The organism is Variovorax sp. 22077 (genome assembly GCF_052044195.1).
In the GTDB taxonomy this organism is placed as follows: Bacteria; Pseudomonadota; Gammaproteobacteria; order Burkholderiales; family Burkholderiaceae_C; genus Variovorax; species Variovorax atrisoli.
The window spans coordinates 1-491 of record NZ_JBQEQC010000107.1 but is presented as its reverse complement, the minus strand read 5'-3'; the positions used below and the strand labels follow the sequence as shown (position 1 = coordinate 491).

Here is a 491-nt window from a genome sequence, read left to right as displayed (position 1 = left end):
GTGCTCGAGGCGATCGCCGCCGACCCCGCGCAGCCCATCGGGCGCATCGAGATCCTCGCGCCCGAGGAGCGCCAGCAGATCCTCGTGGGCTGGAACGACACCACCCACCCCGTGCCCGAGGCCACACTGCCCGCCCTCTTCGAGCAGCAGGCTGCCCACACCCCCGAGGCCATCGCCCTCGTCTTCGAGGACCAGCGCCTGAGCTACGCAGAGCTCAACGCGCGTGCCAACCAGATCGCCCACCACCTCATCGCCCAGGGCGTAGGTCCCGAGCGTTTCGTCGCGCTCGCACTGCCCCGGTCGATCGAGCTCGTCGTCGGCCTGCTGGCCATCCTCAAGGCCGGAGCTGCCTACCTGCCCCTGGACGTGGACTACCCCAGGGACCGCCTGGCCTTCATGCTCCAGGACGCCCAGCCCGTGTGCATGCTCAGCGACTCGACCACCGCGCGGCTGCTGCCCGAGGGCGTACCCACCGTGCTGCTGGACGCGCC

General features: G+C 71.1%; 1 protein-coding gene. It reads left to right on the top strand.

Features of this window, described 5'->3' with window-relative positions; all coding sequences use genetic code 11:
- Nucleotides 1–491 (top strand): AMP-binding protein (locus ACTJLF_RS34705; protein WP_440884916.1); only part of this gene is annotated, 491 nt, incomplete at both ends.